Consider the following 22065-nt stretch of genomic DNA (forward strand, 5'->3'; position numbering starts at 1 on the left):
TCACGACAGCTCAGTCTTCGATGAGATGCTCGAACGCCGCCAGGTTCTTCAGCGACTCACCGCGGGCCACCCGCCACTCCCACTCCTTCTGGATGGACGTGCGAAAACCCAACTCCAGCAACGTGTTGAAGTCGGAGTCGACGGCTTCGAGCACCTGGCCGAGTATCCGGTCGATCTCGTCGGCGTCGACCGAACCGTTGGCCATCCAGCCGACCAGGTAGATGTCGCCGAGATTGTCCAGCGTGTAGGCCACCCCGTAGAGCCTGCGGTTGCGCTTGAGCAGGAACTTGTAGACGGCTTCGAAGTTCTCGTCGGGGCGGCGGCAGACGAAGGCCTCCACGCGCACCGAGTGCTCGCCGATACTCAGGATGGTGTTGGTCTTGAGCCTGCGCTCGCCCGGCAGTGCCACCACGATTCCGGGCAGCCCGCCGTGGGCACCCTTGTGGTGCTCGTATTCGAGTTCGTTGGCCTGCAGCGTCTTCTCGATCACCGCTTGCACGCCACTCGATCCGTTGGTGGTCATGCCCGCACCCCCCTGCGCAGCGCGAATCGCCGGCCGTTGCGGCGCCCGGTGGGTTCACGGCGGGGATGCCGGGCCCGGTAATCGGTGATGGCGTGGGTGTAGCTGTCCAGCAGCGCATCCACGGTGTGCGCCCAGGAAAACGTGGCGGCGTGGGCCACCGCGGCGGCGCTCATCGTCTCCGGGCCGCGCTCCAAGAGCGCGCCGATCGCCTGCGACCAGTCCCCCGCGTCGTGTCCGTCGACCAGGGTGCCGCTGACCCCGTCGCGCACCGCGACCGGCAGGCCGCCGACCGCCGCGGCCACCACGGGGGTGCCGCAGGCCTGCGCCTCCACGGCGACCAGGCCGAAGGATTCCGAATAGCTGGGCACGGCGACGATATCGGCGGCGCGGTAGACGTTCACCAGTTCTTCGCGGGACTGCGGAGGCAGGAAGCTCACGCGCGAGGTGATACCCAGTTCCTCGGCCAGCCGAACCAGGGAGTCCGGCGCGGCCAGTCCGCTGCCCGAGGGCCCACCGGCGATGACCACCCTCACCGGTGCTGATTCCCCGGTCGCTGCGCTCCTGCCCGCCGTGGGGAGCTCGGCCACCGCCCGCAGCAGCACATCGGGGGCCTTCAACGGCTGGATACGGCCGATGAAGGCCACCACCTTCTCGCGCGGGTCCAGGCCCAGGGCCGCCCGCGCGTCGCGCTTGGAGCCCGGCGTAAAGACCTCCAGGTCCACCCCCGGATGCACCACGTCGATACTGCCCCGGTGCGCATGGTGAAGCGAAACAAGTTGCTGCGCTTCGATTTCGGTGTTCACGATCAGCCGGTCGGCCTCATCGACCACCTGCTGTTCGCCGACCGAGCGCAGGGCGGGCTCCGGGGCGTCCCCTTCGGCGAGCGCGGCGTTCTTCACCGCGGCGAGCGTGTGCGCGGTGTGCACCAGCGGCACCGCCCACCGGTCGGCGGCCAGCCAGCCGACCTGCCCGGACAACCAGTAATGCGAATGCACGATGTCGTAGTAGCCGGGCTCGTGGGTGGCCTCGGCGCGCAGCACGCCCGCGGTGAAGGCGCACAGCTGAGTGGGCAGATCGTGTTTGTCGAGACCTTCGAAGGGCCCGGCCACCACGTTGCGCACCAGCACCCCGGGCGCCACCTGGACCAGCGGGGCGTCCGCCGAGGAGGTGGCCCGGGTGAAGATCTCCACCTCGACACCGCGGCGGGCCAGTTCCAGCGCGGTCTGCAGCACGTAGACGTTCATGCCACCGGCATCACCGGTTCCGGGCTGGGCCAGTGGCGAGGTGTGCACCGAGAGCACCGCAACGCGACGGGCAGTGTCCTTCAGTCCGGGCGTTTCTGGGACGGCGCGCACATGCTCATGTCTACACCTGCCCGGTCAGGATGCGCCGAGCACACCCGCTTCGCCGCGGCGCAGCTGCGAGCGACGCATGGCGGCGATCGGGTCGGCGTAGAGCCCGCCGAGCGACACCACGCCCGCGCCGGCTTCCTGCACGCGGTTTCCGAAGGCGGTCACCCGGATATCGCGGGATCCCAGCACGGTCCGTGCCGCGAACGCGCGCTCGACGAGCTCCATACCCTCGGGGTATTCGGTGAAGGCCTGACCGCCGACCACCAGGTCGTCGGGATTGAGCATGTCGCGCAGCAGTGCCACGGCCTCGCCGAGCACCCTGGCCCGCTCGGCCAGCAGCGCGCGGGCGCCCTCGTGGCCGCCACGGGCGGCGCGCAGCACCGCGGGCAGCGTCGACGCGGGGCCCTCGGACGGCACGATGCGCTGGGCGCGGGCCGCGTTCAGCACCGCTTCATCACTGACGGTCGACTCCAGTTTCCCTGTGCCGCCCAGCAATTCGGAGCTCACCGGGAGTGCGGCGATGGTGCCCGGGCCGCTGGACGGTGAGTGCACCCGGCCACCGATGGACAGCGCGTAGCCGACGGTCTCACGGGCGTAGACATAGAGGCTGGTGCCAACCTGCGCATTGGGACGACGCACCCCGAGCAGCAGTTCGGCGCCGGCCATGGCGTCGACGTGCGAGGCGACCGACACGGGCAGTCCCAGCGTCTCGGCCAGCACCGGGCCGACCGGCGCTTCCGTCCAGCCCAGCCGGGCGTGGTCCAGGTATCCGGAGGTGCTGTCCACGACGCCACCGGCGGCAACGCCCACCCACAGCGGGCGGCGGCGGTGCCAGCGGCTCAGGTAGCGACGGGCGCTGCCGGCCAGCGAGGCCAGCGCGGCGTTCTGCGCACCGCGCGGCGTCGGGGTCTCGACGACGTCGAGGGTGCGACCGAACAGATCGGTGGCCACGATGCTGGTGGTCTTGGCACCGATGTGCAGGCCCAGGGTCAGGAATGGCTCATGGTTGACCTCGACCGGGACGCGGGGGCGGCCGATCGCGCCGGACACCGCGAGGTCTGCGCGCTCGCGCAGCACCCCGGCGTCGAGCAGGGCGGTGACCTGGCGGTTCACCGTGGCGATGCTCAGTCCGGTGACACGGGCGATGGCGTCGCGGGCGATCGGACCGCGCTGGCGGGCAGCCCCGAACACCGATGCGGCGGCCGCATCGGCCACCTTCAGCGACGGCGCGACGATGTGGTGACGGGCCATAAGAGCACGTTTGGCGTGCGCGGCGGGCGTCTGGCGAACGGTGGTGGCGGTGGCGGTGCTCACGATGGGGTCCTCTGGTCTGAGTCGGGGGTGGGGTGGGCTTCTGCCACACCGGCGACTCAGCGGGACGAAATGGTCCTCGGGGTCAGCAGGGCGCGGCGGGTGCGCAACAACAACACGCACACCGCGCGGCGAGAACACTCGCCTGACTGATCAAGAACACGTCGTCAACTTAGCACGACTATCAGCACTCGCGCGAAGGACAGATGCGCAGGCTTAGGGTTGTCACCATGACGACCTCAACAGATCAGCGCCGCGTCGCGGTAGTCACCGGAGCCAGTGCCGGAATCGGTGAAGCAACCGCGAAAACTCTTGCCGCACAGGGATTTCACGTGATCTGTGTGGCACGCCGACCTGGCCCCATCGAGGCGCTGGCCGCCGAGATCGACGGCACCGCGATTGTGGCGGACGTCACTGACCCGGATGCCGTGGCGGCGCTGGCGCAGCGCCTGGACCGGGTGGATGTGCTCGTCAACAACGCCGGCGGCGCCCGCGGGCTGGAGTCGGTGGCCGACGCCGACATCGAGAACTGGCGCTGGATGTGGGAGTCCAACGTGCTGGGCACCCTGCACGTGACGAAAGCGCTGCTGCCCAAGCTGATCGACTCCGGCGACGGGCTCATCGTCACCGTCACCTCGATCGCCGCCCTGGAGACCTACGACAACGGTTCGGGCTACACCACCGCCAAGCATGCCCAGGGCGTCCTGCACCGCACGCTGCGCAGCGAGCTGTTCGGAAAGCCGGTGCGGCTCACCGAGGTCGCCCCGGGAATGGTGAAGACCGAGTTCTCACTGAACCGGTTCGACGGTGACGCCGAGCGCGCCGAGAAGGTGTACGCCGGGGTGGATCCGCTGGTGGCCGAGGACATCGCCGAGGTCATCGGTTTCGTCGCGAGCCGCCCGGCGCACGTCGACCTGGACCTCATCGTGGTGCGGCCGCGCGATCAGGTCACCGGCGCGACCGGCTCCCGGGTCAACCGCCGGGCGTAGCGCTCGGCGTCGTGGTGGGCGTTCCCGACAGCGTCGGCGCATCGCTGGGGGTGACCGGCGCGGTGTCGGGGATTCCCGTCGGCGGTGCGTCGCTGCTGAGCGCCGACATGGACTTCCACTCGCTCCACGGCACGGCCCAGTCCCAGATGTCGCCGTCGGCGTAGGACAGCTGGATCCGGGTGCCGGTGACCTCCACGGGGTCGCCGTACATCGCGGTGTTGAAGTACTGCTCGGCGTCCTCGGTCGACAGGTTGATGCAGCCGTTGGTCACATTGCTGTTGCCCTGGGCGCCGGCACTGTTCGGGTTGGCGTGGATGAACTCGCCGTTGTTGGAGATCCGCACCGCAAACCGCTCCCGGACGTTGGCGTAGCCGGCGGCGGGATTGGTCATGTAGAAGTCCTCGTACTTCTCGGTGACCACGTGCACGCCGCTGCGGGTGACATTGCGGTCCAGATCGCCCTCGCCGTAGCTGCAGGGCAGCGTCATGATGACGCCGGCATCGGTGATCACCTCGATCTGGTGTGACGAGGCCTCGGCCTTGACCACCTGGCGCCGGCCGATGGTGAAGTCCAGGGTGGAATCGGCGGCGCCGTAGGCGTCCTCGCCGAAAGACACCCCGTAGAGATTCGCGTCGACGTGCACGGTGGTGCCGGTCGGGTAGTAGTCCTTGGTGCGCCAGTGCACGCGGGAGCCACCGACCTCGTCGGGCAGCCAGGCCCAGCTGCCCTCGACCTCCGGGGTGGTGGTCACCTTCAGCGCCTTTTCCACCTCTGCGCGGTCACTGTCGGCGATCGAGGCGTCGAACTGCAGGATGATCGGCGCGGCCACCCCGACGGTCTGATGGTCGGCGAGCTGAAACACACCGCTGACGGTGGTCTGCGGGTTGACGGTACTGAACCCGCCCGTGACGGGGATGGCCTTGCCGTCGCGGCCCACCACCGACCCGGCCCAGGTGTAGTCGCCGCCGTAACCGAGCGGCTCGGTGACGGTGAACTCGGTGCGGTCGCGATTGAGCTTCCCGTCGACCGGCTGCCCTGCGGCGTTGGTCAGCGAGATGCGCTGGAACCAGCCGTCGCTGACCTTGACGCCGGCCAAGGCCGTCGGCACCACATCGGTGGACGCATCGTCCGGGTTCAGGGTGATGGTCGGCGCCGAGGCTTCCTCGGTCGGCTCCGGCGCGCTGGTGCCCGATCCCGAGGTGCTCGAGCAGGCAGCCAGGAAGCCCGCGCCGCCGAGGCCCAGGATGGTGAGCGCACGACGCCGACTCAGCTGGGCGTCTTCACTTCCACCGGTAGGTCTCACGTGGACCCAGCGTACCTAGAGTGCGCACCCGATCAGTACCGGCTCGGGTGTGAGTTCGATCCCGAAACGGCTGAATACGCCGTCGCGCACCGTCCTGGCCAGGGCGATCAGGTCCGCAGTGCAGGCGGTGCCGCGATTGGTCAGCGCCAGCGCATGTTTGGTGGACAACCGGGCGGATGCGTCGGGCCCGGGATACCCCTTGCCGAAACCGGACCGCTCGACCAGCCATCCGGCGGCCAGTTTCACCCCGTCGGGCGCGGGATAGTGCGGGACCGCGGCGCCGACGTCGTCGCGCAGTCGCTCGAAGACCTCGGCGGTCACCACCGGGTTGGTGAAGAAGGAGCCGACGCTCCAGGTGTCGTGATCGACGGCGTCGAGCACCATCCCCTTGGCGCCGCGCAGCGCCAGCACGGCGTCGCGTACCCGCATCGGGTCGGCCGTCTCCCCCGGCCGCGCGCCCAGCGTGGTGGCGAGTTCGCCGTAGCGCAGCGGTGCGCTCCGGCCCGTGGGGTCCAGGGTGAACTCGACCTCCAGCACGATGCTCTCGGACTGATACTTGAGCACGCTGTGCCGGTAACCGAATCCCAGCCGGTCCGGCCCGACCCATTCGTCGGTGCCGGTGCCGCGGTCCAGCAGCCTGACCCGGGAGATGGTGTCGGCGACCTCGGCCCCGTAGGCGCCGACGTTCTGGATCGGGGTGGCACCGGCCGAGCCCGGGATCCCGGACAGGCATTCCAGCCCGCCGAGACCGTGGGCCAGGGCGGCCACCACGACGTCATCCCAGGAGGCTCCCGCCTCGGCACGCAGGACGGCGCCGTCGACGGTGATCGCGGTGTTGGCGACCGCGACGACGGTCAATCCCGTCAGATCGTCGGCCAGCACCACATTGGAGCCGCCGGCCAGCACCAGCACGTCATCGGCCACCGGCAGCGCCGACAGCACGGCGATCAGTCGGTCGGTGGTGTCGCAGGTGATCAGCCGTTGCGCGACCGGGCCGACGCGCAAAGTCGTCCGCTGAACGAGCGGTACGTTCGCGGCGACCGCCGCGCCCGCGAAATTCGTTCCGGCCACGGGCGCTAACGGTAGCGTGACCGGCATGCCGCGTTCCTATGACATGGCGGCCGAGTACGGGTGCGGCGTGGCGCAGGTGCACGGGGCGTTCGCCGACGAGGCGTACTGGCTCGAGCGGCTGGCGAAGTCCGGCTGCGATGTCGCCACCCTGGACGCGCTGACCATCGGCGACGACGGCGGCCTCAGCATCGCCACCACCCAGACGGTCGGTTTCCACCGGCTGCCCGGGTTCGTGACGCAGTTGCACTCCGGTGACCTCACCCTGGTGCGCACCGAAACGTGGACCCCGGTCCGCGACGGCCGGGCCACCGGCACCATCAAGGGTGTGGTGCCCGGCGCTCCGGTCAGCGTCACCGGCACCGCGGAGATGAGCAGCATCGAGACCGGCGCCCGGGTGGACGTGCACGCCACCGTGCAGGTGCGGATCCCGCTGCTGGGCGGCAAGGTCGAAGGCTTCATCGGCGGCCAACTTGCGGAGATGGTCCGGCTGGAAGAACAGTTCACCTCGCAATGGATCACCGAGCACGTCTGAAGAAACCGCTGGGCCACGCGACGCGCGGCACCACCGGCTACAACCGGTTGCGCCGCAGCGACCGCTGGCTGGTGCATTCCCCGCAGGTACGCGCGGCGCTGCTGACGGCCGCCGATCCACTGGTCGTCGATCTGGGTTACGGCGCGCTGCCCGTCACGACCCTGGAACTGGCGTCGCGGTTGCAGACGGTGCGCCCGGACGTGCGGGTGGTCGGACTGGAGATCCACCCGGAACGGGTCCGCACCGCGCAACAGGCCGCCACCGATGGGGTTGAGTTCGCCCTCGGCGGTTTCGAACTGGCCGGGCTGTCTCCGGTGCTGGTGCGGGCGTTCAACGTGCTGCGCCAGTACCCGGTCACCGATGTGGACGCCGCGTGGGCGCAGCTGTGCGCGCGGCTGGCCCCGGGCGGGCTGTTGGTCGACGGGACCTGTGACGAGCTGGGCCGGCTGTGCTGCTGGGTGTTGTTGGACGTCGACGGCCCGGTCAGCCTGACGCTGGCCTGCGATCCGTTCGCCATCGAACAGCCCTCGGAACTGGCCGAGCGGCTGCCGAAGGTGCTGATCCACCACAACGTCGAGGGCCAGCCGATCCACGCCCTGCTGCTGGCCGCGGACCGGGCCTGGGCGGCCGCGGCCGGGCACGGGGTGTTCGGGCCGCGGGTGCGCTGGCGGGCGATGCTGGAGCAGCTCCGCGCCGACGGCTTCCCGGTCGCCCCACCGCGCCGGCGGCTGCGTGACGGGGTGCTGACCGTGCCCTGGGCGGCAGTGTCACCGTCGACCTAGGCTGGCCACATGCGGATTGCCCTGGCTCAGATCCGGTCCGGCACCGACCCTGCGGCGAACCTGGACCTCGTCGACCGATACAGCCGTGAGGCCGCCGACGCCGGCGCCTCGCTGGTGCTGTTCCCCGAGGCGACCATGTGCCGGTTCGGGGTGCCGCTGGCCCCGGTCGCCGAACCCCGCGACGGCCGCTGGGCCGACGGGGTCCGCTCCGTTGCGCAGCGCACCGGCATCACCATCGTGGCGGGCATGTTCTGCCCGTCGGGCGACGGCCGGGTGACCAACACACTGATCGCCTCCGGACCCACCGCCGACGCGCACTACGACAAGATCCACCTCTACGACGCGTACGGGTTCTCCGAGTCCAAGACCGTCGCGCCCGGACACCAGCCGACCGTGATCGATGTCGGTGGCGTGCGGGTGGGGCTGACGCTCTGCTACGACGTCCGCTTCCCCGAGCTGTATGCCGAACTGGCTGATCGCGGTGCCCAGCTGATCACGGTGCACGCCTCGTGGGGCACCGGCCCCGGCAAGCTCGACCAGTGGACGTTGCTGGCCCGGGCCCGAGCGATCGACACCACCGGCGTCGTGGCCGCCGTCGATCAGGCCTACCCCGGTGACGAGGTCGCCGCGATCGGCCCGACGGGCGTCGGGGGCAGTCTCGTCGCCTCGGCAACCGGCCAGGTCATCGCCGCCGCGGACGCCGACGAACAGCTTCTGGTGACCGATATCGACCTGGATGCCGCGGCGAAGGCCCGCGAGACGATCGCGGTGCTGCGTAACCGCGCTCATTTCGCTAGGGCACAATCGACGGCGTGACCGATCCCTGGGCCCGCCCTGCCGATGAGGTGCCGCCGCCCCCACCCGTGCCGCAGCCACCGCCGCTGCACGACCAGGAGGCAACGCCGGAAGCGCAGCCGAAGAGCCGGCTTCAGCGGCTGTTCCGCGATCCGCTGTCGATCGTGCTGGTGGTGGTCATCGTGCTGGCGCTGGCCGTGGCCGGCATCGTCGGCACCGAACTGGTGGCCCGGCGGATCGCCGACTCGACGGTGACCCGGGTGACCTCCTGCGTGGTGCAGGACACCGTCGACGTGTCCTTCGGCCCCCGCCCGATCGTGCTGCAGTATCTGAGCGACAACTACAACAACATCACCGTGACCACCGGCGGCGAACGCATCCGTGAGGCCGAGGGGATGAAGGCCGAGATCGTCATCAACGACGTCCAGGTGACCAACAACCCGGCCGCACCCGGCACCGTCGGCGCGCTGGACGCCAAGATCACCTGGTCGGCCGACGGCATCAAGCGGACCATCCAGAACGCCATCCCGCTGATCGGCAGCTTCGTCAACGGTGTGACGACCAATCCCAGCGACGGCACCATCGAACTGCAGGGCATGCTCGGCAGCATCGTCGCCAAGCCGGAAGTGCGGAACAACGAGCTGACGCTGACGGTGGAGGCCCTGACGGGCCTGGGCTTCGTGCTGCCACGCGAGTCCGTGCAGCCTGCGCTGGACGCGTTCCTGAAGCAGATGACGGAGAACTACCCGCTGGGCATCAAGGCCGACAGCGTGGAGGTCACCGATTCCGGGGTGGTCGCCAAGTTCTTCACCCGCAACGCGACGATGCCGGCCAGCACCGGGCAGAACTCGGATCCCTGCTTCGCAGGGCTCTAGAAGGGTTCTTCGGTGCCGCCGGGGTTGCAGCCGGCGGCCACCAGTTCGGCGTCGGTGACCTCGGGCCGCCACGGCTCCAGATTCCAGCTGGTCTTACCGGGTTCGATGAACTCGGCGAACTGCCAGTGGCAGTTGAATTGTGCTTGCATTCCCGGGATATCGGCTTCCGGGGAGATGGCCAGCACCTCGGCCCAGGCCTGATTCTGCTGGGGCTGGGTGCCCGGAGTGGCGGCCTGGGCGCGGCCGGCCGGCGTCGGATAGACCCGCAGGCTCTTCAGGTCGCCCCACTGCACCCATGAGGTGTGGTCGATATAGGCGCCGGCGGGCTCGGCATGAGCCACCGGTGTACTCAGCAGCAGACCTGCCGCGCACAGCGCGGCACCGATGACGCGCATCGGGTCAGCGCGACTTTCCCTGGATCTCCAGGATCTTGGGCCGCACATCGACCAGGTAGACACCCGTCGCGCAGGCACAGATCGCGGCGCCGAACGCGTCGCGCAGCAGCAGCGCCAGCAGCACGCCGCCGCCCAGGATCAGCAACCAGACCGGCTTGGTGAGCTTTCCGGCGGCGGTGTACGCGTCGGGCCGTTGCATCGCGGCGTGCACGAACGAGTACACGCCGACCAGGACGACGATCCCGACCAGCACAAGCAGAATGGCACCCGCCAGGTTTGCAAGCATCACGCCTGCAGCCTATGCGGGTGCCATCCGGTTCGCGAACCTACTTCTGGGTGACCTTCTTGGCCGGAGCCGCCTTCTTGGCCGGGGCGGCCTTCTTGGCGGCGGGGGTGGCGGCGGCCTTCTTGGCCGGAGCCTTCTTGGCCGGGGTTGCCGGAGTGGCCTTCTCGACCTTCTTCGGCAGTTCCACGCCGACCAGCTTGGCGGCGCGCTCGCCGACCGCGCGGGTCTGGCTGGCGACGGTGCCCAGCGCATCCTGGGTCAGCTCGACGGCCTGATCGGTGACCTCTTCGACGCGCGAGGCGGCCTCTTCGAGGGCCGGCTGGTTGCGCAGGCGCTCCAGGGCGGCCTCGCCGCGCTCGACGAGCTTGTTGTACTGGCTGGTCGCCTCGTCGGCGTACTTCTCGGCAACCTTGCGCAGCTCTTCGGGGGTCAGCTTGTCGCGCAGCTCGTCGAACTGGGTGGGCAGATCCTCCTGCAGCTTGGTCAGGCGGGCGCGGCCCTCTTCGACGCGGGTCTTGCTGTCGGTGCGGGCTTCGTCGGCGCGGTCACGCAGGGTCTCGACGATCTCGTTGACCTTGGCCAGGGCCAGATCGGCAGCGCCGACAGCCGCCAGCAACGGAGCCTTGAGGTCTTCGACGCTTGCCTGGGTCTTCTCGCTCATGGTTCTTCCTCTCAGATGGTGGTCGGTTGTGCAGCGGGTTGTTCGGGTTCGGAATCTGTATCGGATTCGACTGCTGCAGCATCGATTTCGGCCTCAGCCTCGTTCTGCTGACAGAACGAGGTGTAGATGTCGAGCAGCACCTGCTTCTGCCGCTCGGTGATCGCGGTGTCGGTGACGATCGCGTCACGCACCTTGCTGCCCTCACTGGGTTCGAGCATCCCGGCTTGGACGTAGAGCACCTCGGCGGAGACACGCAATGCCTTGGCGATCTGGCTGAGCACATCAGCCGACGGTTTACGGAGCCCACGCTCGATCTGGCTGAGGTAGGGATTGCTGACCCCGGCCTTCTCGGCGAGTTGGCGCACTGACACCTGCGCAGCCTCGCGTTGAGCCCGGATGTAGCCGCCGATGTCGTGCGCGGCGTTGCTCACCACAACGGCAAGATTTTCGTCCTGCGTCATGATGAACCCCCGATCCGTCGGTTATTGGCTGACGGAGTCCACGGTAGGCACGAGTGCTAACTATTGCAAGCACTCTGCTAGCACTTCAGAAAAGTAGCTGCGCCACCGTGTAGATCACCAGACCGGCCAGGGACCCGACCACTGTGCCGTTGATCCGGATGAACTGCAGGTCACGACCCACATGGAGCTCGATCCGGCGGCTCGCCTCATCGGCATCCCAGCGCTCGATGGTCTCGGTGATGATCGCTGTGATCTCCGTCCCATACTGCTCGACGAGGTGCTGTGCGGCCCGCACGATCCAGTTGTCGACCTTGTCGCGCATCTCCTGGTCGTTGCACAGCGACTCACCGATCCGCACCACGGTGTCGGCCACCCGGGTGCGCAAGGTCGAGGACGGATCGTCGACGGATTCGAGCACGATCCGCTTGGCCGCGGCCCACGCCGTCTCGGCCGCCCGCGCCACCTCGTCACGCGCCATGATCTGTTCCTTGACGTTCTCGGCGCGCTGGATCGTGGCACCGTCGTTCTGCAGATCGTCGGCGAACTCGAACAGGAACTTGGTGGCAGAGCGGCGCAGTTCGTGGTTCGGGTCGCGGCGCACCTTGTCGGTGAAGTCCATCAACTCCCGGTGGATCCGGTCGCCGACCAGGTGATCCACCCAGCGTGGTGACCAGGTCGGGGAGTCGCGCTCGATCACCCGCTCGATCACCTCGCCGGAATTCAGTGACCACTGGAAGGCGCGGTCCGCCAGCAGCTGGAGCAGCGCCTCCTGCCGGTTCTCCTCGAGCAGGCTGGAGAGCACCCGTCCGATCGGCGGCCCCCACTGCGGTTCGGCGATGCGCTTGACGATCATCCGGTCCAGCACCTGCTGCACGTCTTCGTCGCGCAGCATCTCGATGAGCACGCGCAGCACGGTGGACACCTCGGCGGCCACCCGCTCGGCGTTGCGCCGATCGGCCAGCCATTTGCCCGTCCGGCCGGCCACCTCGGCATCGCGCAGCTTGGTCGCGACCACCTCGGGTGACATGAAGTTCTCCCGCACGAAGGCGCCCAGACCTTCGCCCAGCTGATCCTTCTTGCGTTTGATGATCGCGGTGTGCGGAATCGGGATACCGAGTGGATGCTTGAACAGCGCGGTCACGGCGAACCAGTCGGCCAGCGCACCGATCATGCCCGCCTCGGCGGCGGCCCGCACATAACCCACCCATGGTGCGGCGCCCCGGGATTGGAGCCAGGTGCAGACCAGAAAGATCACCGTCGCACCGAGCAGGAAGCTCAGCGCGACGACCTTCATCCGCCGTAACCCGCGCAGCCGTTCCCGGTCTGCCTCCGAGTCGGCACCGGCCAGCGACTCCGCGAAACTCGTGTGTACCACTCCCCCATCATCCGCTACCGCGCGAGCGGCTCGTCCACCGTAGTATCGAGGCGACCTAGTGAATGGAATCTCACGACTGTGGCACAGCAGAGCGCGGCGGCGGTGAAGACCGACGGCCGTAAACGACGCTGGCACCAGCACAAAGTCGAACGACGCAACGAGCTGGTGGACGGCACGCTGGAGGCTATCCGGCAACGCGGCGCAAACGTCAGCATGGACGAGATCGCCGCCGAGATCGGCGTGTCCAAGACGGTGCTCTACCGCTACTTCGTGGACAAGAACGATCTGACCACGGCCGTGATGATGCGGTTCGCCCAGGTCACGCTGATTCCCAACATGGCCGCGGCACTGTCCTCGAACCTCGACGGATACACCCTGGTGCGCGAAGTCATCCGGGTCTATGTGGACACGGTTGCCTCCGAGCCCGAGCCATACCGCTTCGTCATGTCCAACAGCTCGTCGAGCCGCACCAAGGCCATCAACGACTCCGAGCAGATCATCGCCCGCATGCTCGCGGTCATGCTGCGCCGGCGCATGCAAGCGGAGAAGATGGACACCTCCGGAGTCGAGCCGTGGGCGTTCATGATCGTCGGCGGCGTGCAGTTGGCCACCCACTCCTGGATGTCCAATCCGCGGATGTCCACCGATGACCTCATCGACTATCTGACGATGCTGTCGTGGAGCTCGCTGTGCGGCATCGTCGAGGTCGGCGGATCGCTGGAGAAGTTCAACTCACAGGATCATCCATCCCCCGATCTGCCCAGACACCTGCTTGACTAACGAGTTGTGAGCGCAGACAACACCTCGGAACTGTCGAAGCTGTGGAGCCACGAGCCCCACACCCATCTGCGGTTCAAGCCCGGCGCCCTGGTGTCCGAGATCGACGCCGACGCCACCCCCGGATTCACCGGCTCCAAATCGGACGCGCCGGCGCTGCACGCCGAGCGCACCGAACGCTTCGCCGGTCTGCAGGAGATGCTCTACGCCAACAGCCGCAGCGGCGACCACCGTTCGGTGTTGCTCGTCTTGCAGGGCATGGACACCGCGGGCAAGGGCGGTATCGTCAAACATGTTGTCGGAGCGAGCAATCCGCAGGGCATCCAGTACCACAGCTTCGGCAAGCCCACCCCCGAGGAGCTGTCGCACCACTACCTGTGGCGCATCAACAAGGCGCTGCCCGCCGCCGGGCACATCGGCGTGTTCGACCGCTCGCACTACGAGGACGTGCTGATCGTGCGCGTGCACAATCTGGTGCCGCCGGACGTCTGGGGCCCGCGCTACGACGAGATCAACGCCTTCGAGCAGGAACTGGTCGACGCCGGGACCACCATCGTCAAGGTCGCGATGTTCGTCTCACTGGACGAGCAGAAGAAGCGCCTCGCGGCGCGCCTGGACCGTCCCGACAAGTACTGGAAGTACAACCCGGCCGATATCGACGAACGGCTGAAATGGCCGCTCTACCAGGAGGCCTATCAGGCCATGCTGGACAAGACCTCCACCGACTACGCCCCGTGGCACATCGTGCCCTGCAACCGTAAGTGGTACAGTCGGCTTGCGGTGCTGGAGCTGATGATCGAGGCCCTGAAGAGCCTCGACCTGCAGTGGCCCCCAGCCGATTTCGACGTCGAGGCGGAGAAGAAGCGGCTCAAGAAGGCCTAGCAGCGCCGCCCGGCCGACTAGGGCTTGACCAGCGTGAACTGTCCGATGTTGGTGATGCCGCGGCGGAAGAAGTCGGCGCAACCGGTCAGGTACTTCATGTACCGGTCGTACACTTCCTGCCCCTGCATGGCGATGGCCTCGTCCTTGGCGGCTTCGAGGTTCGCCGCCCACATGTCCAGCGTGCGCGCGTAGTGCGGCTGCAGCAGGTGGATGCGCTGCAGGTCGAACCCGGTGTCGGTGGCCAGCTTCTGGATGTCCTCGACGGCGGGCAGCTGTCCGCCGGGGAAGATCTCCTTGCCGATGAACCGCATGAATTTGAGGTCGCTGAGCGTGACCTTGATGCCGTTCGTGCGGAAGAACTCCTGGGTGTGCGCCAGGATCGTGTGCAACAGCATGGTGCCGCCCTCGGGCAGGATGCTGTAGGCCCGCTCGAAGAACACCGGGTAGCGCTCGGCCTTGAAGGCCTCGAAGGCGCCGATCGACACGATGCGGTCGACGGGCTCGTCGAACTCTTCCCAGCCCTGCAGCCGGATCTCGATGGACCGTTTCGTGTCGAGCTTCGCCAGCCGCGCGCGGGCCCATTCGGACTGGGCCTTGCTCAGCGTGATGCCGATGACGTTCACATCGAACTTCTCGACGGCCCGCTCCAGCGCGCCACCCCAACCGCAGCCGATGTCGAGCAGCGTCATTCCCGGCTCGAGACCCAGCTTGCCGAGTGCCAGATCGAACTTCGCGTTCTGGGACTCCTCGAGGTTCATGTCCTCGCGCTCGTAGTACCCGCACGTGTAGCCCATGGTGGGTCCGAGGAACAGGGCGAAGAAGTCGTTGGAGATGTCGTAGATCGACTGCGACTCTTCGTAGTACGGTTCCAGCTCGGACTCAACTTTTGACATTCGGAAACAACCCTCTGTGATCGTCTTGAATAACTGCGGACGAGTACCCAGATTCGGGTGCCCCCACACCGCATCGCCTGACTCTACCCGTCAGGCTCAGTACGAGTAGAAGCCCTGACCCGATTTCTTACCGAGTTGCCCCGCTTCGACCATGCGCAGCAGCAGCGGCGGCGGGCCGTACAGCGGCTCCTTGAACTCCTCGTACATCTTGTCGGCGATCAGCTTGAGCGTGTCGAGCCCGACCAGATCCGACAACCGCAGCGGCCCCATCGGATGGGACAGTCCGCCCACCACGGCCTTGTCCACGTCCTCCACGGTGGCGAAGCCGGCCTCGACCATCCGGACCGCCGAGAGCAGGTAGGGCACCAGCAGCGCGTTGACGACAAAGCCGGACCGGTCCGAGCAGCGCACCACCTGCTTGCCCAGCGCGTTGGCCGCAAAATCCTCGGTGCGCGCGAGCGCCCCCTCCGCGGTGACCAGGGTGGAGATGAGCTCCACCAGCGGCAGCACCGGAACCGGGTTGAAGAAATGCAGCCCGAGCACCCGCTCCGGGCGCTGGGTGGCCGCCGCGATCCGCATGATCGGGATGCTCGACGTGTTCGACGCCAGCACGGCGTCCGGGTCCTCGATGACACGGTCGAGTTCGGCGAAGACCTTCGCCTTGACGGTGTCGTCCTCCACGATCGCCTCGATGGTGAGCTGACGGTCGGCCATGTCGGTCAGGCTGGTGGTGAATGTCAGCCGGGCCAGCGCCGCATCACGGTCGGCCTCGCTGAGCTTGCCCTTGGCCGCCGCGCGATCCAGGGACGCGGTGATGCGCTTGCTGCCCGCCGTGATCAGGTCGTCGGTCGGTTCGAACACCAGGACCTGCGCCCCGGCCTTCGCGCACACCTCGGCGATGCCGCCGCCCATCTGTCCGGCGCCGATGACGCCGACTCGTTCGATACTCACTGCCACTCCCTTGGACTCCGGACAGCCGTCAGGCCCCGCCCGTATGCACGGACGAGGCCTGACGCTATCAACTCTGGTTGTTAGTGGAACTGACCCTCTTCGGTCGAACCCGCGAGTGCGGTGGTCGAGCTGGTCGGATCCACGGTGGTGGCGATCCGGTCGAAGTAGCCGGCGCCGACCTCGCGCTGGTGCTTGGTGGCGGTGTAACCGCGCTCCTCGGCGGCGAACTCGCGCTCCTGCAGCTCGACGTAGGCGCTCATCTGGTTGCGGGCGTAGCCGTGGGCCAGATCGAACATCGAGTAGTTCAGGGCGTGGAAGCCGGCCAGCGTGATGAACTGGAACTTGAAGCCCATGGCGCCCAGCTCGTTCTGGAACTTGGCGATGGTCGAGTCGTCCAGGTGCTGCTTCCAGTTGAACGACGGGCTGCAGTTGTAGGCCAGCATCTGGTCGGGGAAGTCCGCCTTGACGGCCTCGGCGAACTTCTTGGCCAGCTCCAGGTCCGGGGTGCCGGTCTCCATCCAGATCAGATCCGAGTACGGCGCATAGGCCTTGGCGCGGGCGATGCAGGGCTCCACACCGTTCTTGACGTGGTAGAAGCCTTCCTTGGTCCGGTCGCCGGTGATGAACGGCTGATCGCGCTCGTCGACGTCGGAGGTGATCAGGGTGGCGGCTTCGGCGTCGGTGCGTGCGATGACCAGGGTCGGCACATCGGCGACATCGGCGGCCAGACGGGCCGAGGTCAGGGTGCGGATGTGCTGCTGGGTCGGGATCAGCACCTTGCCACCGAGGTGGCCGCACTTCTTCTCCGAGGCCAGCTGGTCCTCCCAGTGCGAACCGGCGACACCGGCGGCGATCATGGCCTTCTGCAGCTCGTAGACGTTGAGCGCGCCGCCGAAACCGGCCTCACCGTCGGCGACGATCGGGGCCAGCCAGTTCTCCACCGAGGTGTCACCCTCGACCTTGGCTATCTGGTCGGCGCGCAGCAGCGCGTTGTTGATGCGGCGGATGACCTGCGGCACCGAGTTGGCCGGGTACAGGCTCTGGTCGGGGTAGGTGTGGCCGGAGAGGTTGGCGTCACCGGCGACCTGCCAACCGGACAGGTAGATGGCCTTCAGACCCGCGCGCACCTGCTGCACGGCCTGGTTGCCGGTCAGCGCGCCCAGCGAGTTGACGTAGTCCATGGTGTGCAGCTGATCCCACAGCACCTCGGCACCGCGGCGGGCCAGCGTGCTCTCCTCGACGACGTGCCCCTGCAGGGCGACGACGTCTTCGGCGGAGTAGGTGCGCTCGATGCCCTTCCAGCGGGGGTTGGTGTTCCAGTCGTGCTGGATCTGTTCCGGGCTCTTCGGCGTGCCAACGGTGGACATGGGCGCTCCTATCAGTATTTGTTAACGCTGCAGTGACTTCGCTGCGTTGCTATACCGAGGATGCCCTACCGCATTACCGCAGGTCCACCCGTTTCAGTTGCCAATTTTGTCCAACTGCCGCGGGGATGTTGCGAAGGTTGTTAATGCAGTGCCTTGCTTTACCGGTTCAGAAGCTACCGGCCGGTAAGTGGTTTCTGCTGGTCAGTACGCCCGTACTGTTAAAACTCGCCGGGTCACAGCGGGAACAGGGATGCGACCGCTTTGGTCTCGTCACCGACGGCATATGTGAGCGTTGTAACAGTGCGATCTTGAAGCTCCGGGCCGAACTTGTCGGTCGAGCCGGCCGGATACCCGTGCGAGACGATCTCCAGGTCGTCGCCGAGCGCGACCGCGGAGTCGTGTTCGATGGTCACCCGCAGCGGTGCCTGCAGCAGTTCGGGCGCCTCGTGCAGGTACTCCTCGATCACGCTCCAGTAGACCGAGTTGTTCATGTGGTCGAACAGGTCGATATCGCTGACCCGGACCGGATACCTGCGCACTGCCGCCGCGGTCTCGCGGGGCCCGGCCTTGAGATAGGACTTCCAGCGCAACCGGTCCACATCCGTGGTGCGCCGCAGCCCGGCCAGGAAGTCGTCGGAGATCCGCGACGGGGCCTGCGTCTCCTGGCTGAAGTTGATCCAGAACGCCTCGGACTCCATGAGGCCGGCCCGCCGACCTTCTATGCGTACCCGCATCTCGCACCACCGGTTCGACGTCCCCGAGCACCAGCGGCGCAGCCGTAGGGTGTCCTTGAACTCGATCGGTTCGATCAGGTCGATCATGGTGCGCCGCACGATCCACGCCGGATGTGTTTCCTCGTAGCCCATTTCGCGCAGCTGATCCGACCCGATGTCCTGGATGTGCCGGGTGGCGGCGTCGAACTTCAACCGGCCTTCGCGATTGATATCGGCGACCCGCAACGGCCACTGCACATCGAACACGTCGGGGTGCGGGTCCGGGACAGGCATCAGGGTCTTCGCCAAGCTCATGGACTCCAATATGGTCTGCGAAGAATGCAAAGCCAACCTTTGCAGCCTTGACTAGGCTGTTTGGGGTGTCCAAGACCTACGTCGGATCGCGGGTGCGCCAGCTCCGCCGGGAGCGCGGTTTCAGTCAGGCCGCGCTGGCTCAGATGCTGGACATCTCTCCGAGCTACCTCAACCAGATCGAACACGATGTCCGCCCGCTGACCGTCGCCGTGCTGCTGCGCATCACCGAGGTCTTCGGCGTGGACGCCACCTTCTTCGCCTCCCAGGACGACACCCGGCTGGTGGCCGAGCTGCGCGAGGTGACCCTGGACCGCGACCTCGACATCGCCGTCGACCCGGCCGAGCTCGCCGATATCGTCAGCACCCACCCGGCCTTCGCCCGGGCGATGGTCAGCCTGCACCAGCGCTACCGGCTGACCAGCACCCAGCTGGCCGCCGTCTCCGAGGGCCGGTTCACCTCCGGGTCCGGCGCGGGTTCGGGCACCATCACCATGCCGCACGAAGAGGTGCGCGACTACTTCTACCAGCGGCAGAACTACCTGCACGAGCTCGACACCGCCGCCGAGGACCTCACCATCCGGATGCGGATGCACCGCGCCGAACTGACCCGCGAACTGTCCGACCGGCTGACCCGGGTGCACGGGGTGCGCATCGTGCGCCGCACCGACCTCGGCGATCCGGTGCTGCACCGCTTCGACCCCGCGACCCGCACGCTGGAGATCGGCGGGCACCTGGCCAGCGGTCAGTACGTCTTCAAGCTGGCCGCCGAACTGGGCTACCTGGAATTCGGCGACCTGATCGACAAACTGGTCGACGAGGGCAAGTTCACCAGCGACGAGTCGCGCACCCTGGCCCGGCTGGGACTGGCCAACTACGTCGCCGCGGCCACCGTGCTGCCCTACCGGCAGTTCCATGATGTGGCCGAGAACTTCCGCTATGACGTCGAACGGCTGTCGGCGTTCTACGCGGTGTCCTACGAGACCATCGCGCACCGGCTGTCCACCCTGCAGCGCCCGTCCATGCGCGGGGTGCCGCTGTCCTTCGTTCGGGTCGACCGCGCCGGGAACATGTCCAAACGCCAGTCCGCCACCGGTTTTCACTTCTCGTCCTCCGGGGGCACCTGCCCGCTGTGGAACGTCTACGAGACATTCGCCAACCCCGGCAAAATCCTGGTGCAGATCGCCCAGATGCCCGACGGCCGCGATTACATGTGGGTGGCGCGCACCGTCGAGCGCCGCGCGTCGCGCTATGGTCAGCCGGGTAAGACGTTCGCGATCGGCCTGGGCTGTGAACTCCGACATGCGCACCGGCTGGTCTACTCGGAAGGGCTGGATCTGTCCGGTGGCCCAAACGCTACGACCGCGACACCGATCGGTGCCGGCTGCCGGGTGTGCGAACGCGACAACTGCCCGCAGCGCGCGTTCCCGGCCCTGGGCAAGGCCCTCGACCTCGACGAACACCGCAGCACGGTGTCCCCATATCTGGTGAAGCAGACAACATGACCGAATCCGATGTCACCCCCAGGATCCCGCCCGGCGGGTTCCGCGAACTCGGCCCGCTCAACTGGGCCATCGCCAAGGCCGGCGCGCGCCGGATCCGGGCCCCGAAGTTCCACCTGATGAACATCCTGGGTCAGCACCGGCTCATGTTCCTGGCCTGGCTGCCGCTCTCCGGGTACCTGCTCTACGCGGGCAAGCTGGACCGCAAGGACGCCGAACTGGTGATCCTGCGGGTCGGGCATCTGCGCAACAGCGAATACGAACTGCAGCAGCACCGCAGGCTGGCCCGCAGCCGCGGGCTGAACGCGGACCTGCAGGCCGCCATTTTCGAGGGCCCCGACGCGCCGGGACTGGCGCCGCATCAGCGGGTCCTCATCACCGCGACCGACGAGTTCGTCATCACCCGGTCCATGTCGGCCGAGACCTGGACCGCCCTGTCCAAGCTCTACAACCGCGCGCAGATCATTGAATTCTGCACGCTCGCAGGACAATACGACGCTCTCGCGGCGACCATGGCGACGTTACGCATCCCGCTGGACTTCCCGGACTGACGCTCCGGCCACAACGACGCGGTCGCCGCCGTGAGCCTTGGCCTCATACATGGCCCGGTCCGCGGCCGAGATCACGCCGTCGAGTGCCGTGTCGGGCCGGTCCGAGCTCGCCACCCCGATGCTCACGGTGACCGCAGGTTCGGCGTGCGCCGAGACCGCCGCCCGCACCCGCTCGGCGACGACCTCCGCCTGCCGCACCGGAATCCGGTCCACCACCAGGAATTCCTCACCGCCCCAGCGCACCACCACCGCATCGGGACCCACGCTGTCGCGGATGCGGCGCGCGGTGCGGATCAGCACCTCATCACCCGCCGCGTGCCCGAGGTTGTCGTTGACCCATTTGAAGTCGTCCACATCGATGAGCAGGGCGCACACATCTGAGCGTCGCACGGCACGTTCGTTGAGCCGCTGCACCGCCACCGCGAGCCCCCGGCGGTTGGTCAGCTCGGTCAGCGGATCGGCCAGCGACTGGATCGAACTACCCTGCAACAGCCAGAACCCGAACTGCAGCGCGGGCAGGATGCACACCGTGACCGCGAGCGCGATGACCGCCCGCGATATCGCGACCTGCGGTCCATATCCGGGGGTGCTCAGCACCATCCACACCGCGATACCGGTGACCGACGCGGTGCACCAGAGGATGTGCGCGAGGTGCAGCTTCGGCCCATGGAAGAACACCACATAGCCGCCGGCACACAACAGGATCGGGATGCCCGACATGGCCAGGTTGGCGTCGCCGAACAGCAGCGTCGACAGCGTCATCAGGATGTCGACGCAGACCACCAGCACCGCCGAGGAGCGTGCACTCGGCCACGGCAGCAACCAGCGCGCGGACCAGGCCAGCGAACCGACGGACACCACCGCCCAGCCGATCCGGATCAGCGGGGTGTCATTGACCGGCGGCGCGACCGCATGCAGTGCGCTGAGCAGACCCATGACGGCGCCGAGACCACCGATCAGCCCGCGCAGGATCGGCAGCAGGCCGCGGCTGCGCAGGAAATCTATCCGCCACTGGTAGTCGTCGCTCTGACGCCACCATTGGACCAGCAAATCACCGCGTCCCCCGTCGCCCACCAGGCCATTCTGACCCAATTCGCTACGCAGCGTCGCGAAAGTGCGCGAGTCCTACAAGTAGGTGACGCCCAGCACGATGAGGGTCAGCAACATCGGGGCGACCGGCACCGACCACAGGAACGCCGTCCACACCTGATCTTTGCGCTGATACGCACGCCAGCCGAGCCAGGCGACGGCTGCCGACAGCACGGTGATCACCGCCGAGGTGACGAGCACCCAGAAGCTCACCTCGCTGGTGTTGATCGCCAGTGTGATGGCCAGCAACCACAGCATGTGCCCGATCACCAGGCCACCGATGGCGGCGACGATCACCGCCCGGGTCGGCATCAAAC

25 protein-coding genes are annotated in these 22065 nt (G+C 67.6%); 9 read left to right on the forward strand and 16 right to left on the reverse strand.

The features are described from left to right. Positions 1–10: 10 nt before the first annotated feature. The 3 genes from ASE48_RS26315 to ASE48_RS26325 are packed head-to-tail and all read right to left on the reverse strand — an operon-like array spanning position 11 to position 3126. Complete coding sequence (locus ASE48_RS26315; protein WP_057170132.1) at positions 11–523, reverse strand: YbjN domain-containing protein; 513 nt, start codon at positions 521–523, stop codon at positions 11–13. Next, entirely contained in the window at positions 520–1878 is a 1359-nt protein-coding gene (gene mshA / locus ASE48_RS26320) for a D-inositol-3-phosphate glycosyltransferase (RefSeq protein ID WP_162264274.1), read from the reverse strand. Before mshA ends, ASE48_RS26315 begins: the two co-directional genes overlap by 4 nt. A gap of 24 nt (positions 1879–1902) precedes the next feature. Next, complete coding sequence (locus ASE48_RS26325) at positions 1903–3126, reverse strand: ROK family transcriptional regulator (RefSeq protein ID WP_235571671.1); 1224 nt, start codon at positions 3124–3126, stop codon at positions 1903–1905. Positions 3127–3416: 290 nt separating this feature from the next. Between ASE48_RS26325 and ASE48_RS26330 the strand changes: the two genes are divergently transcribed. Then, positions 3417–4175 carry an SDR family oxidoreductase gene (locus tag ASE48_RS26330; RefSeq protein WP_057170134.1) on the forward strand — a complete coding sequence of 253 codons (759 nt, stop codon included), beginning with the start codon at positions 3417–3419 and terminating at the stop codon, positions 4173–4175. On the opposite strand, the gene ASE48_RS26335 is transcribed toward ASE48_RS26330, so the two are convergent. Both ASE48_RS26335 and ASE48_RS26340 read right to left on the reverse strand, forming a co-directional pair. Next, positions 4159–5478, reverse strand: coding sequence for a L,D-transpeptidase (locus ASE48_RS26335; RefSeq protein ID WP_057170135.1), 1320 nt, complete (start codon positions 5476–5478; stop codon positions 4159–4161). The two genes, ASE48_RS26330 and ASE48_RS26335, sit on opposite strands and share 17 nt — an antisense overlap. 15 nt (positions 5479–5493) lie before the next feature. Continuing rightward, complete coding sequence (locus tag ASE48_RS26340) at positions 5494–6549, reverse strand: UDP-N-acetylmuramate dehydrogenase (RefSeq protein WP_235571552.1); 1056 nt, start codon at positions 6547–6549, stop codon at positions 5494–5496. 25 nt (positions 6550–6574) lie between these two features. Between ASE48_RS26340 and ASE48_RS26345 the strand changes: the two genes are divergently transcribed. The 4 genes from ASE48_RS26345 to ASE48_RS26360 are packed head-to-tail and all read left to right on the forward strand — an operon-like array spanning position 6575 to position 9533. After that, entirely contained in the window at positions 6575–7081 is a 507-nt protein-coding gene (locus ASE48_RS26345) for a DUF2505 domain-containing protein (protein WP_057170672.1), read from the forward strand. Beyond that, on the forward strand, positions 7060–7863 hold the full coding sequence (locus ASE48_RS26350; protein ID WP_057170137.1) for a class I SAM-dependent methyltransferase: 804 nt from the start codon (positions 7060–7062) through the stop codon (positions 7861–7863). Before ASE48_RS26345 ends, ASE48_RS26350 begins: the two co-directional genes overlap by 22 nt. A 9-nt stretch (positions 7864–7872) precedes the next feature. Beyond that, positions 7873–8679, forward strand: a complete 807-nt coding sequence (locus tag ASE48_RS26355; RefSeq protein WP_057170138.1) for a carbon-nitrogen hydrolase family protein — start codon at positions 7873–7875, stop codon at positions 8677–8679. Further along, positions 8676–9533, forward strand: a complete 858-nt coding sequence (locus tag ASE48_RS26360) for an LmeA family phospholipid-binding protein (RefSeq protein ID WP_057170139.1) — start codon at positions 8676–8678, stop codon at positions 9531–9533. Before ASE48_RS26355 ends, ASE48_RS26360 begins: the two co-directional genes overlap by 4 nt. Here ASE48_RS26360 and ASE48_RS26365 read toward each other — a convergent pair. From ASE48_RS26365 to ASE48_RS26385, 5 genes are all read right to left on the reverse strand, one after another. Next, a complete protein-coding gene (locus ASE48_RS26365; protein ID WP_057170140.1) occupies positions 9530–9928 on the reverse strand; it encodes a DUF2599 domain-containing protein in 399 nt (132 codons plus the stop codon). The two genes, ASE48_RS26360 and ASE48_RS26365, sit on opposite strands and share 4 nt — an antisense overlap. Positions 9929–9932: 4 nt before the next feature. Next, positions 9933–10214: a DUF2516 family protein gene (locus ASE48_RS26370; protein WP_200962290.1), complete on the reverse strand. Its 282-nt coding sequence runs from the start codon at positions 10212–10214 to the stop codon at positions 9933–9935. 40 nt (positions 10215–10254) lie between these two features. Beyond that, positions 10255–10875 carry a hypothetical protein gene (locus ASE48_RS26375; RefSeq protein ID WP_057170142.1) on the reverse strand — a complete coding sequence of 207 codons (621 nt, stop codon included), beginning with the start codon at positions 10873–10875 and terminating at the stop codon, positions 10255–10257. A gap of 11 nt (positions 10876–10886) precedes the next feature. Beyond that, positions 10887–11336: a helix-turn-helix domain-containing protein gene (locus ASE48_RS26380; RefSeq protein WP_057170143.1), complete on the reverse strand. Its 450-nt coding sequence runs from the start codon at positions 11334–11336 to the stop codon at positions 10887–10889. A gap of 85 nt (positions 11337–11421) precedes the next feature. Beyond that, positions 11422–12711: a DUF445 domain-containing protein gene (locus ASE48_RS26385; RefSeq protein ID WP_057170144.1), complete on the reverse strand. Its 1290-nt coding sequence runs from the start codon at positions 12709–12711 to the stop codon at positions 11422–11424. Positions 12712–12789: 78 nt separating this feature from the next. On the opposite strand from ASE48_RS26385, the gene ASE48_RS26390 reads away from it, so the two are divergent. Both ASE48_RS26390 and ASE48_RS26395 read left to right on the forward strand, forming a co-directional pair. Continuing rightward, a complete protein-coding gene (locus ASE48_RS26390) occupies positions 12790–13491 on the forward strand; it encodes a TetR/AcrR family transcriptional regulator (RefSeq protein ID WP_057170145.1) in 702 nt (233 codons plus the stop codon). A gap of 6 nt (positions 13492–13497) precedes the next feature. Further along, on the forward strand, positions 13498–14370 hold the full coding sequence (locus tag ASE48_RS26395) for a polyphosphate kinase 2 family protein (protein ID WP_057170146.1): 873 nt from the start codon (positions 13498–13500) through the stop codon (positions 14368–14370). 17 nt (positions 14371–14387) lie between these two features. Here ASE48_RS26395 and ASE48_RS26400 read toward each other — a convergent pair whose 3' ends face one another. From ASE48_RS26400 to ASE48_RS26415, 4 genes are all read right to left on the reverse strand, one after another. Then, the gene (locus ASE48_RS26400; RefSeq protein WP_057170147.1) at positions 14388–15263 is read right to left on the reverse strand and encodes a cyclopropane mycolic acid synthase family methyltransferase; all 876 of its coding nucleotides are present in this window, start codon (positions 15261–15263) and stop codon (positions 14388–14390) included. A 96-nt stretch (positions 15264–15359) separates the two neighbouring features. Beyond that, the gene (locus ASE48_RS26405) at positions 15360–16220 is read right to left on the reverse strand and encodes a 3-hydroxybutyryl-CoA dehydrogenase (protein ID WP_082614441.1); all 861 of its coding nucleotides are present in this window, start codon (positions 16218–16220) and stop codon (positions 15360–15362) included. Positions 16221–16294: 74 nt separating this feature from the next. After that, the gene (gene aceA, locus ASE48_RS26410) at positions 16295–17581 is read right to left on the reverse strand and encodes an isocitrate lyase (protein WP_057170148.1); all 1287 of its coding nucleotides are present in this window, start codon (positions 17579–17581) and stop codon (positions 16295–16297) included. A 233-nt stretch (positions 17582–17814) separates the two neighbouring features. Beyond that, positions 17815–18609 (reverse strand): acyl-[acyl-carrier-protein] thioesterase, encoded by a 795-nt coding sequence (locus ASE48_RS26415; protein WP_057170149.1) that lies wholly within the window; start codon positions 18607–18609, stop codon positions 17815–17817. A gap of 65 nt (positions 18610–18674) precedes the next feature. Between ASE48_RS26415 and ramB the strand changes: the two genes are divergently transcribed. Together ramB and ASE48_RS26425 are read left to right on the forward strand one after the other, a co-directional pair. After that, complete coding sequence (gene ramB, locus ASE48_RS26420; RefSeq protein ID WP_057170150.1) at positions 18675–20111, forward strand: acetate metabolism transcriptional regulator RamB; 1437 nt, start codon at positions 18675–18677, stop codon at positions 20109–20111. After that, positions 20108–20659: a carboxymuconolactone decarboxylase family protein gene (locus ASE48_RS26425; RefSeq protein ID WP_057170151.1), complete on the forward strand. Its 552-nt coding sequence runs from the start codon at positions 20108–20110 to the stop codon at positions 20657–20659. Before ramB ends, ASE48_RS26425 begins: the two co-directional genes overlap by 4 nt. Here ASE48_RS26425 and ASE48_RS26430 read toward each other — a convergent pair. Both ASE48_RS26430 and ASE48_RS26435 read right to left on the reverse strand, forming a co-directional pair. Next, positions 20630–21733: a GGDEF domain-containing protein gene (locus ASE48_RS26430; protein WP_057170152.1), complete on the reverse strand. Its 1104-nt coding sequence runs from the start codon at positions 21731–21733 to the stop codon at positions 20630–20632. The two genes, ASE48_RS26425 and ASE48_RS26430, sit on opposite strands and share 30 nt — an antisense overlap. Before the next feature lie 51 nt (positions 21734–21784). Next, on the reverse strand, positions 21785–22060 hold the full coding sequence (locus ASE48_RS26435; RefSeq protein ID WP_057170153.1) for a hypothetical protein: 276 nt from the start codon (positions 22058–22060) through the stop codon (positions 21785–21787). Between the last annotated feature and the right edge of the window lie 5 nt (positions 22061–22065).

It is taken from the genome of Mycobacterium sp. Root265, from assembly GCF_001428895.1.
GTDB lineage: Bacteria > Actinomycetota > Actinomycetes > Mycobacteriales > Mycobacteriaceae > Mycobacterium.